The 13282-nt window shown below is 70.3% G+C and carries 12 protein-coding genes and 1 tRNA gene; 8 read left to right on the top strand and 5 right to left on the bottom strand.

The window, feature by feature from the left end; genetic code table 11:
* The first annotated feature begins 158 nt into the window (after positions 1-158).
* Positions 159-1100 carry an NAD-dependent epimerase/dehydratase family protein gene (locus tag CI785_RS03100; protein WP_105030644.1) on the top strand — a complete coding sequence of 314 codons (942 nt, stop codon included), beginning with the start codon at positions 159-161 and terminating at the stop codon, positions 1098-1100.
* 85 nt (positions 1101-1185) lie between these two features.
* Here CI785_RS03100 and CI785_RS03095 read toward each other — a convergent pair whose 3' ends face one another.
* Positions 1186-2811: an ABC transporter permease gene (locus tag CI785_RS03095; protein ID WP_105030643.1), complete on the bottom strand. Its 1626-nt coding sequence runs from the start codon at positions 2809-2811 to the stop codon at positions 1186-1188.
* Positions 2811-3797 carry an ABC transporter ATP-binding protein gene (locus tag CI785_RS03090; RefSeq protein ID WP_105030789.1) on the bottom strand — a complete coding sequence of 329 codons (987 nt, stop codon included), beginning with the start codon at positions 3795-3797 and terminating at the stop codon, positions 2811-2813. Before CI785_RS03090 ends, CI785_RS03095 begins: the two co-directional genes overlap by 1 nt.
* Positions 3798-4072: 275 nt before the next feature.
* Between CI785_RS03090 and CI785_RS03085 the strand changes: the two genes are divergently transcribed.
* Positions 4073-4156: transfer RNA gene (locus CI785_RS03085), tRNA-Leu, on the top strand.
* A gap of 488 nt (positions 4157-4644) precedes the next feature.
* Here CI785_RS03085 and CI785_RS03080 read toward each other — a convergent pair.
* A complete protein-coding gene (locus CI785_RS03080; RefSeq protein ID WP_105030642.1) occupies positions 4645-5043 on the bottom strand; it encodes a hypothetical protein in 399 nt (132 codons plus the stop codon).
* A gap of 595 nt (positions 5044-5638) precedes the next feature.
* Here CI785_RS03080 and CI785_RS03075 point away from each other — a divergent pair.
* From CI785_RS03075 to CI785_RS03065, 3 genes are all read left to right on the top strand, one after another.
* Positions 5639-6778 carry a hypothetical protein gene (locus CI785_RS03075; protein WP_105030641.1) on the top strand — a complete coding sequence of 380 codons (1140 nt, stop codon included), beginning with the start codon at positions 5639-5641 and terminating at the stop codon, positions 6776-6778.
* 135 nt (positions 6779-6913) lie between these two features.
* Positions 6914-8209 (top strand): M20/M25/M40 family metallo-hydrolase, encoded by a 1296-nt coding sequence (locus tag CI785_RS03070; RefSeq protein WP_105030788.1) that lies wholly within the window; start codon positions 6914-6916, stop codon positions 8207-8209.
* Positions 8210-8220: 11 nt separating this feature from the next.
* Positions 8221-9381 (top strand): acyl-CoA dehydrogenase family protein, encoded by a 1161-nt coding sequence (locus CI785_RS03065; protein ID WP_105030640.1) that lies wholly within the window; start codon positions 8221-8223, stop codon positions 9379-9381.
* A gap of 19 nt (positions 9382-9400) precedes the next feature.
* On the opposite strand, the gene CI785_RS03060 is transcribed toward CI785_RS03065, so the two are convergent.
* Entirely contained in the window at positions 9401-9634 is a 234-nt protein-coding gene (locus CI785_RS03060; RefSeq protein ID WP_105030639.1) for a DUF5703 family protein, read from the bottom strand.
* A gap of 40 nt (positions 9635-9674) precedes the next feature.
* Here CI785_RS03060 and CI785_RS16950 point away from each other — a divergent pair, with 40 nt between their 5' ends.
* Positions 9675-10043, top strand: a complete 369-nt coding sequence (locus CI785_RS16950; RefSeq protein ID WP_157940136.1) for a primosomal protein — start codon at positions 9675-9677, stop codon at positions 10041-10043.
* A gap of 94 nt (positions 10044-10137) precedes the next feature.
* Here the strand turns inward: CI785_RS16950 and CI785_RS03050 are convergent, their stop codons facing one another.
* The gene (locus CI785_RS03050) at positions 10138-11070 is read right to left on the bottom strand and encodes an aldo/keto reductase (RefSeq protein ID WP_105030637.1); all 933 of its coding nucleotides are present in this window, start codon (positions 11068-11070) and stop codon (positions 10138-10140) included.
* Positions 11071-11120: 50 nt separating this feature from the next.
* Between CI785_RS03050 and CI785_RS03045 the strand changes: the two genes are divergently transcribed.
* Together CI785_RS03045 and mshC are read left to right on the top strand one after the other, a co-directional pair.
* Entirely contained in the window at positions 11121-11945 is an 825-nt protein-coding gene (locus tag CI785_RS03045; protein WP_105030636.1) for an undecaprenyl-diphosphate phosphatase, read from the top strand.
* 23 nt (positions 11946-11968) lie between these two features.
* Complete coding sequence (gene mshC / locus CI785_RS03040; protein ID WP_105030635.1) at positions 11969-13243, top strand: cysteine--1-D-myo-inosityl 2-amino-2-deoxy-alpha-D-glucopyranoside ligase; 1275 nt, start codon at positions 11969-11971, stop codon at positions 13241-13243.
* The last annotated feature ends 39 nt before the right edge of the window (positions 13244-13282 follow it).

Here is a 13282-nt window from a genome sequence, read left to right as displayed (position 1 = left end):
GCGGTGACGGGAGTCCTGGCCTCGGGGTGGCGCCCGTGCATACGCCGGTCCTCGCGGCGGGAACGCTGCTCGCCCGAGGTCGAGCGGCCGGGGTTCACCCTAGACGGGACGTCGTCCGCGCCATACCCTGCAGATGTCCAGGAGGAAGGGTGCGGACAATGCGTGTGCTTCTTGCGGGGGCCTCCGGCGCCCTCGGCATCCCCCTGCTCCGACGGCTTCTCGCGGCAGGCCATGACGTGTGCGGGACGAGCCGATCGAGCGCCGGTGCCGGACGCATCGAGGCGGCCGGCGGTTCCGCACTGATCCTCGACGTGCTGGCACGCGACACGTTCCTGAGGGCGGTGCGCGGGCGCCGGTTCGACGCCGTCATCCACGAGCTGACATCGCTGAGCAAGGCCCCGCTGAGGCATCGCGACATGCGGGCGACGAACCGGTTGCGCGATCTCGGCACCACCCATCTCCTCGAAGCCGCCCACGAGACGGGTGCCCGCAGGTTCCTCACGCAGTCGATCGTGTTCGGGTACGGATATCGCGACCACGGCAGCGAGCCCCTCACGGAGGAATCCCCGTTCGGCGTCCCCGCCGGCAACGCCTTCGACGAGCACCTCGAGGCGATGGTGTCCGCGGAACGGCAGACCCTGACCGCTGCCGGCATCGAGGGCGTCGTCCTGCGGTACGGCCTGCTGTACGGCGCCGACGCGGAGACGATCGCAGCGATGCTGCGCAGGCGGGCCCTTCCGATCGTGCGGCACGGGGGCGAGATCCCCTTCGTGCATCACGACGACGCCGCGGCCGCCACGGTTGCCGCACTCGGGCAGGGCAGCCCGGGGCGCGTGTACAACGTGGTGGATGACACCCCGGCGACCTTCAGGGAGTATGCGGACGCCATGGCCGATGCCCGCGGTCTCCCGCGCCCGCTGACCGTCCCCGCGTGGGTCCTCGCCGCCGCCGCCCCGTACGGGACGTCGCTCTTCTCCGGGATCTCCATGCGGGTGGCGAACGCCCGCGCCCGACGCGAACTCGCCTGGAGTCCGCGGTTCCCCGCTGTCGTCGACGGCGTCAGCGGGGGGACGAACCCCCCGTTCAGCGGAGGCCGCTAGCGGGGGGAGTCTGCGGCGACGGGTACGGCGTCCGACTGCCCGACCGCCCTCTGCGCGACTGCCCTTCGCCCGGCCTCCGCAGGACTCAGCCTCCCGTCCGCAGTTCACGGCGGCCCGCGATCACTGTTCCACCCGTGATCGCCGCGGCAGCGATCACGAGCATCCAGACGCCGCCGGTCCAGTCGACGCTGTCCCCGGCGGGCACCGGGGAGTTGGCGAACGGAGACAGGTCGACGATCCACTCCGGGAGCCCGATGAGTCCTCCGAAGATGCCGAGGATCGTCGCGAGGCCGAGCAGCGACCAGGTGAGGGGGACCGTCAGCGCGGGCAGGAGGACGAAGACGACGAGCGCGACGCCGAGGAACACGAGCGCTACCGGCACCTGCCCGACGGCGGCCTGGGCAGCGTCGCCGATCGCGGCGGACGTCTCGCCGCCACCCGCCGCTCCGAGCACCGCGCCGAGGAATGCCGCCAGCAGCACGATGGCGATGCCGACAGCCCCTGCGCCGACGTACGTCGCCGCCCAGCGCAACCGCCCCACCGGACTCGACCCGAGGAGTAGTTCGGCGGTGCCGCTCGTCTCCTCCTGACGCGCCCTGATCATCACCTGGATGGCGCAGGCAGCAGCGAGCATGCCGACAAGCGAGAAGATCGTCGCCACGAGCGCCTGCTCCAGTGTGGATCCGGCCCGGGAGAGGCGTCCGAGTGTCGCCGCGACCTCCGGTGCCTGTTCACCGATCCGGCCGACGAGGGTGGTCAGCGTCGTCGCGAGCACGCCGGCGACGAACGCGCCGACGGCCCAGGCGAGTACGCCTGCGCGCGTGAGTCGCCAGGCGAGTCCGAAGGACCCCGAGAGTGCCGCAGGCGCCGTCGCCCGGCCGGCACGCGGAGCGAGAAGGCTCGCGCCGGTGTCCCGGACCGACTGCAGCGCGAGGACGACGGCGACGAGCACTGCAGCGAACACGAGATCGAGCAGGAGCGGCATGAGGTCGTTCTGGTTCCAGGCCCCGGTGCGCTGCGCCCAGCCGATCGGCGACAGCCGGCTCGGCCAGGCGGGCGTGACGGACAGCAGGTCCGGGGATGCGGTACCGGCGGCGTCGCCGAGGCCGCGCAGGACGTACGCGCCCACCACGAAGGCGACGGAGAGACCGTTCGCGCCGCGTGAGGTGCGCAGAACCTGGGCGGCGAAGAGCCCGAAGGCGAGGAACGCGACCCCGCATGCCGCGACCGCCGCACCCGCGACTCCTGAACCGGTCGCGTCGAGGCCGCCCGCGACGAAGGCCACGGCCACCGCGGCGCCGAGGACGGCATTCGCCCCGATCCCATGCACCAGTGTGGCGAGCACCGGCGTCATCCGCCCGGCCGATGTCGCGGAGACCATCTCCGCGCGCCCCTGCTCCTCATCGCCACGGGTGTGCCGGACCGCGAGGAAGGTACTCATCAGCCCGGCGAGCAGTGCCAGGAACGCGAAGATCGCGAAGAACGTCACCTCGTCGAGTCCGGCCCCGTTCGGCGTGCCACGGAACACGAGGACAGCCGGTGTCGCAATGGCAAGCGCCAACAGGGTACGGCGTTCGTCGGCGCTCCCGAACGTGTCGGCGAGCGAGACGGTCGCGAACAGCGCGAGCGCGGCAGTACCGATGATCCACAGCGCGAGCTGCACCCGGTCGCGGCGCAGGCGCAGACCGAGCAGCAAGCCCAGGGCGGACATCAGACCCGCGCGGCGGCGACGGCCCGCTCGGATGTCCTACCGGGGACTATCTCGTCGCCGTAGTGACGCAGGAACAGCTCCTCGAGCGACGGCGGCGCCACGGTGAGTCCCTGCACGTTCCGGCGGGCGAGTTCGGGAAGCACGGCGGCCACCCGGTCGCTGTCGATCGTGAAGGTCAGTCTGCCGTGGTCCACGATGACGTCGTGCACGTCGGGGATGCCCTTCAACGAGCCGGGTGCGGCGGCGCCCTTCAGCGCGTCGCCCGCCATATCCACTTGTCCCTCGGCAGAGAAGGTGATCTGGGTGCGTGTGAGGTGGCGGAGCTCGGCGAGCGTGCCGGATTCGACGGTCCGGCCGGCGCGGATGATGCTGACCCGATCGCAGAGCTCCTCGACCTCCGAGAGGATGTGACTCGACAGCAGGACCGTTGCGCCCTCGGCGGCGACGCGGGCCACCTCCCGATCGAAGACGACCTCCATCAGCGGGTCGAGGCCACTCGTCGGTTCGTCCATGATGTACAGGTCGGCGGGCGTCGCGAATGCTGCGATGAGCGCGACCTTCTGCCGGTTGCCCTTCGAGTACGCGCGGCCCTTCTTGCGCGGGTCGAACTGGAACGCCTCGACCAGACGGTCGCGGCGTCCCCGATAACCGGCCTTGTCGTCCGGGCTCCCGCGGAGCCGGCCCAGCAGGTCGACCGCCTCGCCGCCCGTGAGATTCGGCCAGATGCTGACATCTCCCGGCACGTACGCGATCAGTCGATGCAGAGCGGATGCCTCCTTCCACGGGTCCCGGCCGAACACGGTCACCTCACCGGCGGACGCCCGTGCGAGCCCCAGGAGGATGCGGATGGTCGTCGACTTCCCGGCACCGTTCGGGCCGAGGAAACCGTGCACCTCTCCCGATGCGACCTCGAGATCGAGGCTGTCGAGAGCGAGCGCGCGACCGAAACGTTTCACGAGACCGCGGACCTGGATGGGGGTGCTCATGGCACCGAAGATACTCAGATCCATAACGTTGTCCATGCTCCTGACGGATGACTTATGGGTACGCGTCGGTCCCAGGCACCGCAGGCGTAGGCGGCGATCCCACGCGAACGCTTCTTCGACGCGCTGCGGCGCGGTGGGCCGGATGTCGTCGATGTAGCAGGGCACGATCGGCGGCTTCCGCCGCCGCGCCACAGCCGCCGATGCAACAACACCGGCGTACCCGTGGTAATGTCTTACTCGTTGCTTTCGCCGGTTTCGACCGCGAAATACCACCCGCGCGGGTGGCGGAATGGCAGACGCGCTAGCTTGAGGTGCTAGTCCTCTTATTGAGGGTGGGGGTTCAAGTCCCCCTCCGCGCACAGGAAAAACCCCCGGTTCGCCGGGGGTTTTTTTGTGCCTCGACCACGCGAGGAGTAGTTGCGACCATGCGAGTGCCGAAGCCGCTGTGCTGCGCATCCCCTACGATGTGCAGCGGGGAGACTGCCTCGGCATGGACTGGTATCGACGGAAGTTCCTGATGGGGTGGTGGTTGCCTCAAGCAGTAGGATGCGGGTCCGCAACGGACACCAGACCTGAGGCCCAAGGACGCAGCATCTCAGGACGCATGACCGTGCCGGTTGCCGCCCTGTCCGGGTGGGACATCCCCTCAGGCAGGCAGATCAGCAGACTGCAGCCCTCCATGAGTCAGGAGCGGACTCCCGGTGAGTGCAAGGAGATGCCGTGGTCGACGTCCCGAAGAACGAGGGTGGTTCTGTAAGGACCCCACACCGGCGACCGTCCAGGGTGCGCTGGGACGGCAGGGGGATTCGTGCACGGCACCCTGCGCCCTGGCGAAGTGCCTGTGAAGCTAGGCTGCGTGGCGCCGGGGGAAGCCGAAGATCTTCACCAGCCCGGCGATGCAGCCGAGGATCACGACGGACAGACCCGCCAGCAGCGGAACCTCGAACCCCCGAGGGGAGTCGGCCCGCTCGATCGCGATCGGTTCCGCGCTCGCGGGCGCGGACGCGGACGCGGACGCGGACGACGTCGCTGTTGGTGCGGGTTCGGCCGGTACCGTCGGCTTGGCCACCGGAGCGGCTTCGGCAGGCGCCTCCTCCACGGGCGCGACCTCGGCCACGGGAGGCACCTCCTCGAAGATCGGTTCCGGCAGCGGGGCCCCGGGAGGCAGGATCGACGGCCCGACCTGCTGGATGGGCTGCCACTCGTGGAACTGGTTCGGGGCCGGATCGGGCGCCCGCGTCTCCACCGGCGCTGGGACGGGGACAGCGGTCTCCGGGGCGGGAGGAGCTTCAGGAGTCGGAGTCGGAGTCGGAGCCGGGGGTTGGGTCGGGGCTGGAGCAGACGGGCCAGGTGTCTCCACCGGCGGATCCGTAACCACGCCAGGTGTGGTCGGGGCGGGAGTGGTGGGCACTACCTGCTCGGACGTCGGCGGGGAAGTGACTGTCGACGGGGAAGTGACTGTCGACGGGGAAGTGACTGTCGACGGGGGGGCCGAAGGATCAGAGGTGGGCTCCTCGGCCGACGCCGCAGGGATACCGAGGGCTAGCCCTCCGATCAGGACGACGGCGGCAGCGGACATCGTCCGGTTCAGTGGCTTGCTCATGAGGTTCCCTCGGTCTGTGGGCCCGACGCCCGGCGCATAGCATATCCTTCGGCGGGCAGAAACAGAAGTGATCGGAGTGCCTCAATGGGAGTGATGGTACTCATGGTGAAGTCTGTGGGGACGGAGAAGCGACCGACGACGAACCATCTGCTATCCCCGGCGCACAGATGAGCTCGAATCGCCCAGCGTGTGCGGCTCCAGGCTGCTAGTCTGGCGCCACCGTCGAGCGAGGAGTGGCGTGGCACCGGAGATCGACCCGCATGACCTCACGCCCCGGCAGATCGACCTGATCAACGAGGGCCGGAAGCTCGAGGGTGTCCACCTGACCCTGCTCGGCTACTTCGGCGGCCCGGAACTGCAGGGCGCGTGCATCGGACGGATGCAGCTCGACGAGGAGGGTCAGCTCCCGGCGTCCAACTACGACTCCCCGGAAGCCCGGCTCAAGGACCTGGTGCTCGCGCAGCTGCTCCGTGGCGCACTGCGGCAGTCCATCCCGATCGTGCTGGGCGGGATCTTCGACGACATCTTCGCGCTGCGCACGATCGAGGCCGCCGGCGGCGACCCGCAGGCGTATATCACCTCCGCGGGAGCGCGGGTCGTCGACATCCTGCCCCCGGCGTACCGGCGCTACTACACCGCCGGGTTCATGCAGCGCTTCGCCGTCGTCGCGGCCGAGGTGGCATCGGACTTCGAGCTCGGCTGGGAGGACCCGCGCACCTTCGCGCACGAGCTCGCCGCCTACTGCTTCGCCAAGAAGGGCGTACGGAACGCCGATACCGAGTACGGCGCGAACCTCGGTGCCGTGAACCTCGACCGCCTGGTGGTCGGACTGCTCGAGGAGACCACCGTGCTGGAGGACGCCTACCAGCCGGCCCCGGAGGGCAGGCAGCCGGAGGAGCCTGCCTGGTTCGTGCCGTACGACCCTGCCTCCCGCGTGAACCCCTACCTCTACCCGGAGGGGATGCCCAGCACCGAGCAGGTCGATCTGCTCGAACACCAGCTCACCCACGAGATCCCGGAGAAGCACCCCGGCCCGGCGCGCCAGAAGGCACTGGCCGAAGGCACCCTGGTCGACATCAGCCCGTACGCCTCCGCCCGGTACTTCCTCTGCCCCGTGGCCGTGGAGCACACCGTCGTCGCGGCGCTCGGACTGGAGGGCCTGCCGGCGGAGTCCGAATGGGAGGACCTGCTGCTGCACCCCGCCTGGCACGGTGCCGCCGAGCACCCGACATGGAAGAGCTTCGACTACGTGGCCTCGGGCTTCGAGGACGAACACCTGTACGTCGCGCTGGTCGCCGGCACCGACGAGATGGACTCGCCGGTCCTCACCATCCAGTACATCGGTGAGATCACCGAGGAGTTCACCGAGGGACCCTAGGGGCCGGAAGGGCGGGTCCTCACCGGGCACGGTCCGGCGTACAGGACGCGCCCGCCGGGACCCGGTGTGCACCCTCCGGTCCACCGGCTCTCGGTAGGCTGGAGGGCAACCACTACCGAGGAGGACCCCGTGGGCATGCCACCCGAAGATGAAGTCGTCAGGATCTGCCAGGACCTGATCCGAATCGACACCTCGAACTTCGGGGACAACGTGGGGCCGGGGGAGCGGCAGGCCGCGGAGTACACGGCGGGACTCATCGAGGAGGTGGGCCTGTCCACGCAGCTCTTCGAATCGGCGCCGGGCCGCACCTCCGTCGTCGCCCGCATGGAGGGCACGAACTCCTCCCTCCCCGCCCTCGTGGTGCACGGACACCTCGACGTCGTGCCGGCGCAGAAGGAGGACTGGACCGTCGATCCCTTCGGCGGCGAGGAGAAGGACGGCCTGATCTGGGGCCGCGGTGCGGTGGACATGAAGGACATGGACGCCATGATCCTGTCCGTCCTGCGCTCCATGCAGCGCGACGGCGTCCGGCCGCAGCGCGACCTGATCTTCGGCTTCTTCGCCGACGAGGAAGCCGGTGGTGCCTACGGCGCCTCCTGGCTCGTGGACAACAAGCCTGAGGTCTTCGAGGGAGCCACGGAAGCCATCTCCGAGGTGGGAGGCTTCTCGGCCACGATCGGCGGCCAGCGCACCTACCTCCTGCAGACGGCGGAGAAGGGCATCTCCTGGTTGCGGCTCGTGGCGCACGGCCGCGCGGGCCACGGTTCGCAGATCAACACCGACAACGCCGTGACCGCCCTGGCCCGCGCCGTCACCCGGATCGGCGACCACGCCTGGCCCATCGAACTCACCCCCACCACCCGCCAGTTCCTCGACGGCGTCACCGAGCTGACGGGCGTCGAGTTCGACCCCGACAACCCCGACATCATCCTCAAGGAGCTGGGTACGGTGGCGCGCTTCGTCGGGGCGACCCTGCAGAACACCGCCAACCCCACGGTCCTGAAGGGCGGGTACAAGCACAACGTCATCCCCGGCACCGCCGAGGCGCTCATCGACGTGCGGACGCTGCCGGGCCAGCAGGACCAGGTCCTGGAGATCATCCGCGGCCTCGCGGGCGAGGGTGTAGACGTGAGCTACGAGCACAAGGACACCTCCCTCGAGGTCCCCTTCGCGGGCAACCTGGTGGACTCGATGATCGACGCACTGCACGCCGAGGATCCCGGGGCGAAGGTCCTGCCCTACACGCTCTCGGGCGGCACGGACAACAAGTCGCTGAGCCGCCTCGGCATCACCGGCTACGGCTTCGCGCCCCTGCAGCTGCCCGACGAGCTCGATTTCACGGGCATGTTCCACGGCGTCGACGAGCGCGTCCCGACGGACTCGCTGCGTTTCGGCGCCAAGGTGCTCTCCCGCCTCCTCACCACCTACTGAGAGGACCGTCCGTGACGGCGTCGACCCCGGACCCGCTCCTGACCGCGGAGCTGCTCGAGCGCTTCCGCGCCCGGGCTGCCGGTTACGACGACGCCAACACCTTCTTCACGGAGGACTTCGCCGAACTCGAGTCCGCCGGGTACCTCCGGATGCTGGTGGACACCCCGCCGGGCGATGCGGGTGGGATGGGAGGGGCGGCAGCTGCACAGCGGCGGCTGGCCTCTGCCGCTCCCGCGACCGCCCTCGGGGTCAACATGCACCTGGTGTGGACGGCCGTCGCGGGACTCCTCGCCGACCGGGGGGACGCGTCGCTGCGGTTCGTCCTCGACGACGCCGCGCAGGGCGAGATCTTCGCGTTCGGCGTCTCCGAACCGGGCAACGACGCCGTGCTGTTCGACTCGCTGACGCGCGTCGAGTCCCTGCCCGACGGCGGCTTCGGCTTCACCGGTACGAAGGTCTTCACGAGCCTCTCGCCCGTGTGGACCCGGCTCGGGATCTTCGGCAAGCTCGAGGGGCAGAACGGCGAGGACGTTATCCTCCACGCGTTCGTGCCGCGCGGGACGCCCGGCGTGGAGATCGTCGAGGACTGGAACCCGCTCGGGATGCGCGCCACGCAGTCCCACACGACCCGCCTGTCCGACGTGCGCGTGCCCGCCGGCGCCGTATTCCGGCGCATCCCGGCCGGCCCGAACGCGGACCTCCTCGTGTTCGGGATCTTCGCCGCCTTCGAGAGCCTCATCGCCTCGGTCTATCTCGGGATCGCGGATCGGGCGCTCGACCTCGCAGCCCTTGCACTGGCCCGGCGGCGGAGCCACGTCGCGGACCGCCCGCTCGCCGACGACCCTGTGCTCCGGAACCTCCTGGCCGGCGCGGCCATGCGGCGGACCGGGGCCGAGGCCGAGCTCCGCAGCGTGACGCAGGACCTCGACGCCCGGACCGACGTCGGATCGCAGTGGTTCGCGCGGCTCGTGACGCTGAAGACCCACGCAGTCGACGCGGCGGTCGCCGCGACCGGTGCGGCTCTGCACGTGGGCGGTGGCTCGGGCTTCTCGGCGTCGTCCGAGGTGGCGCGTCTGCACCGCGACGCCCTTGCCGGTCAGTTCCACCCATCGACGGAGGAGTCGGCGCGCGCCACCGTGGCCACGGCCCTGCTCGGTCCGCCGTCCACCTGAGACAGGCGCCCGTCGGTCGCTAGGCGGTGCGCTCGACCCGCAGCACCTTGCGTCGCAGCCAGTACCGCCTGCTGCCACCCATGTAGATGCAGCTGCGCTCCAGTTCCCACTTCCCGTACTCGGCGTGTTCGGTCAGCAGCTTCCGTGCCGCGGGCAGGGGCTCACCGGCGTTGACGGTGAGGACGAGATACTCGTATTGCCGCCCGTAATCGCGTTGCCGGACGGCCGTGGCGTTCAGAAAATGTTCTCGCATATCCCTCCAGTTCGGATCACTTTACCGATAACGTCTAGCCATGAGCATAGATCCGCGTGTCGCGCTCCAGTCGCTCGTGACGGCCCTCGAGGAACACCTCGCTGCGTCGGCGTCACGCCGGCGCGAGACGGACCCCGCGGTCGCAGCGGCGTACCTCGGCATCGTGGACGCGTTCGAGGTGTACGAGGAAGCCCTCTACGACGCCTTCGGCGAGCTGACGCCCTTCGAGATCTACGAGGAATCGGACGACGACGATCCCGACCTCGCGGACGACGACGACGACGACCTCGAGGACGACGACCTCGAGGTTGTCGACGACATCGCCGACGACGATGCCGACGACGCCGAGGATGGCGGTGACGGTACCGGCTTCGCGTCGGACCGCGTCGAGGCCGAGATAGAGCACTGACCACGGAGCGGCCGGTTCCCCTGTCCGGCACCGACGGGCGGGCGGCCCTGAGGCGACGGACCGATCATGGGAGGGCCGGTCGGGACACGACGGATCAGGACAGGGCCGAGACCTCGTCCAGCACCTCCGCGATGGGCCCGGCGACGGGTGCGCCGCTGGTCTCCAGGATCTCCTTGAGCTGCTGCGGGGTCCGCGCGCCGATGATCGCCGCGGCGACGCCGGGCCGGTGCAGGAGCCAGCGCAGCGCGAGCTCGTGCGGCTGCAGGTCAAGGCCCCGGGACGCGGTGCACAGAGCCTCCGTGACCCGCTGGGGTTTCCCGGAGAGGTAGGGCTCGACGTAGGGCGACCACACCTCGGACGCGGCGCGTGACTCCGCGGGGATCCTGCCGCGGTACTTGCCGGTGAGGACCCCACGGCCGAGGGGGCCCCAAGCCAGGACCGCCGCGCCGCAGGCCTCGGCCGCCGGGAAGACCTCGCGTTCGGCGCCCCGGCTCACGAGCGAGTACTCGACGTCGTTGACCAGGAGGGGGAAGGACGCCGTCGACGCGGCCCGCGCGAACTCCCAGCCGGAGTAGTTGGAGACCCCCACATAGCGAGCGCGGCCGCTCGAGTAGGCCACGCCGAGCGCGCTCAGGGTCTCCTGCAGTGGAACCGCGGGATCGGGGGAGGGCGCGAGCCACACGTCCACGTGGTCCGTGCCGAGCAGTGACAGGGACGCATCCAGGGAGTCGAGCAGGCCGCGCCTGGAACTGTCGAGGCGCCGGCTGCCCGAGCGGGTGGTACCGCCCTGCACCACGAGGACGAGCTCCGAGCGTGCCACGGTATCGCCGATGAAGGACCCGAGCATCGCCTCGGCCTGGCCCTCGCCGTAGCGGGCCGCGGTCTCGACGAGGGTGCCCCCGGCGTCGGTGAACAGCCGGAGCTGCTCGCGGGCCGCCTCCTCGGTCACCTCCTGGCCCCAGTTCATGGTGCCCAGTCCCAGCGCAGAGACGGTCAGGCCGCTCGCTCCCACGTTTCGCCGTTGCATGAGGCCTAGCCTAAAGCCTGGCCCTCGCCGCATGGCTTAGGGTCGTAAGGGTGCATTGGATAGAAGCAGTCATCCTGGGATTCGTCCAGGGCCTCACCGAATTCCTGCCCATCTCCTCGAGCGCACACCTGCGCATCGTGGGCGAGCTCCTGCCGAACGCGCAGGACCCGGGGGCGGCATTCACAGCGATCACGCAGCTCGGCACGGAGACCGCCGTCGTCGTGTTCTTCTGGCGGGACATCGTCCGGATCGTCAGGTCGTGGTTCGGCGCCCTGCGGGGCACGGTTCCGCGGAACGACCCGGATGTGCGCATGGGCTGGCTCGTCATCCTCGGCAGCGTCCCGATCGTGGTGCTCGGCCTCCTGTTCCAGGACCAGATCGAGAGCACGTTCCGCAGCATGTGGATCGTGGCCACTATGCTGATCGTCTTCGGGCTGATCCTGGCCGTCGCCGACCACGTGGGACGGCAGACGCGCGACCTCTCGAGCCTGACGTACCGGCACGGCATCCTGTACGGACTGGCGCAGGCTCTGGCCCTCGTCCCGGGCGTGTCGCGCTCGGGCGGGACCATCACGGCGGGCCTGCTCATGGGCTACACACGCGAGGCCGCGGCCCGCTACTCTTTCCTCCTCGCGATCCCGGCCGTCTTCGGCAGCGGCGTGTTCCAGCTCGTGAAGAGCTACGACGAGACCGGCCCGTACGCCCTCCCGGAGACGGCGCTGGCCACCGTGGTGGCCTTCGTCGTGGGCTTCGCGATCATCGGCTGGTTCCTGAAGTTCGTCACGACGCGCGGCTACGGACTCTTCGTCTGGTACCGGATCCTGCTCGGTCTCGCGCTGTACGTGCTGCTCGGCCTCGGTGTCATCAGCGCCTGACGCCGGGCCGTAAGGTAGAACGTGTGATTGCGTGGAACTCGACTCCTGTCCCAGAACTCGACGGCACCCAGTCGGACATCACCCTGTTCGACACCGCCCTCCAGGAGCCGGCACCGCTCGCGGCCGAGCCCGAGCGTAGCCTCTACGTCTGCGGCATCACCCCCTACGACGCCACCCACCTCGGGCACGCGGCCACCTACGTGGCCTTCGACCTGCTGAACCGGACGTGGCGGGACGCCGGATCCACGGTGTCCTACGTACAGAACGTGACCGACGTCGACGATCCCCTCCTCGAGCGCGCGACCGCGACAGGCGTGGACTGGCAGGACCTCGCGGCCGGGCAGATCGCCCTGTTCCGGGAGGACATGGAAGCCCTCAACGTGCTGCCGCCCGACCGGTACATCGGCGCCGTCGAGTCGATCGACTGGATCGTGCCCGTCGTCGAGGACCTGGTGGGGCGCGGCCTCGCCTACGCCGTCCACGGGAGCGAGGGCGAGCCCGACGGTGACATCTACTTCGACCTCGACGCGTGCGCCGCGCTCGGGGAGGACGACGACGCCCGCTGGTTCCTGGGGCAGGTCTCCCACCTCGACGCCGGGACCATGCTCGCGCTGTCCGCGGAGCGTGGCGGGGACCCGGCGCGCCCGGGCAAGCGCAACGCGCTCGATCCGCTGCTGTGGCGCAGCGCGCGGGCGGGCGAGCCGCGCTGGCCCGGCGGGTCGCTGGGCGAGGGAAGGCCCGGCTGGCACATCGAGTGCGCCGTGATCGCCCGGCGCTTCCTGCCCTCACCCTTCACCGTGCAGGGCGGCGGCTCGGATCTCGTGTTCCCGCACCACGAGATGAGCGCATCGCACGCGTGGGCCGCCGGCGGCACGCCCCTCGCCCGCCACTACGCCCACGCCGGCATGGTCGGGTTCGAGGGCGAGAAGATGAGCAAGTCCCGGGGGAACCTGGTCCTGGTGTCCCGGCTGCGCCGGGACGGCGTCGATCCCGCGGCGATCCGTCTGGCCCTCCTGGCCCACCACTACCGAGCGGACTGGTCCTGGACGGACCGGGTGCTGGAGGAGGCCGTGGGCCGCCTCGCCGCATGGCGGGAGGCCGCCGACGATGCCACGCGGGCCGATGTCGACGTCGTGCGTGAGCGGATCCGTGAACGCCTGGCGGACGACCTCGACGCGCCGTCGGCCGTGGCGGCCGTGGACGCGTGGGCAGCGGGCCTCAGGGGCGGTGCCGGGGACGCCGCCGGCCGGCAGGCGCTGTCCGACGTCCTCGACGCCCTGCTCGGCGTCCGGCTCTAGCCGTCCCGGCCCCGTTCCCGCACGTCGGTGCGGCGCTCC

The organism is Arthrobacter ruber (assembly GCF_002954225.1).
In the GTDB taxonomy this organism is placed as follows: domain Bacteria; phylum Actinomycetota; class Actinomycetes; order Actinomycetales; family Micrococcaceae; genus Arthrobacter_D; species Arthrobacter_D ruber.
The sequence above is the reverse complement of the archived record's forward strand: the minus strand, read 5'-3'. Positions and strand labels throughout refer to the sequence as shown.

Coding starts and splice junctions, on each gene's coding strand:
- CI785_RS03050 (WP_105030637.1), bottom strand. CDS start 11,070: ATGCAACGGCGAAACGTGGGAGCGAGCGGCCTGACCGTCTCTGCGCTG.
- CI785_RS03090 (WP_105030789.1), bottom strand. CDS start 3,797: ATGAGCACCCCCATCCAGGTCCGCGGTCTCGTGAAACGTTTCGGTCGC.
- CI785_RS03070 (WP_105030788.1), top strand. CDS start 6,914: ATGCCACCCGAAGATGAAGTCGTCAGGATCTGCCAGGACCTGATCCGA.
- CI785_RS16950 (WP_157940136.1), top strand. CDS start 9,675: ATGAGCATAGATCCGCGTGTCGCGCTCCAGTCGCTCGTGACGGCCCTC.
- CI785_RS03100 (WP_105030644.1), top strand. CDS start 159: ATGCGTGTGCTTCTTGCGGGGGCCTCCGGCGCCCTCGGCATCCCCCTG.
- CI785_RS03060 (WP_105030639.1), bottom strand. CDS start 9,634: ATGCGAGAACATTTTCTGAACGCCACGGCCGTCCGGCAACGCGATTAC.
- CI785_RS03095 (WP_105030643.1), bottom strand. CDS start 2,811: ATGTCCGCCCTGGGCTTGCTGCTCGGTCTGCGCCTGCGCCGCGACCGG.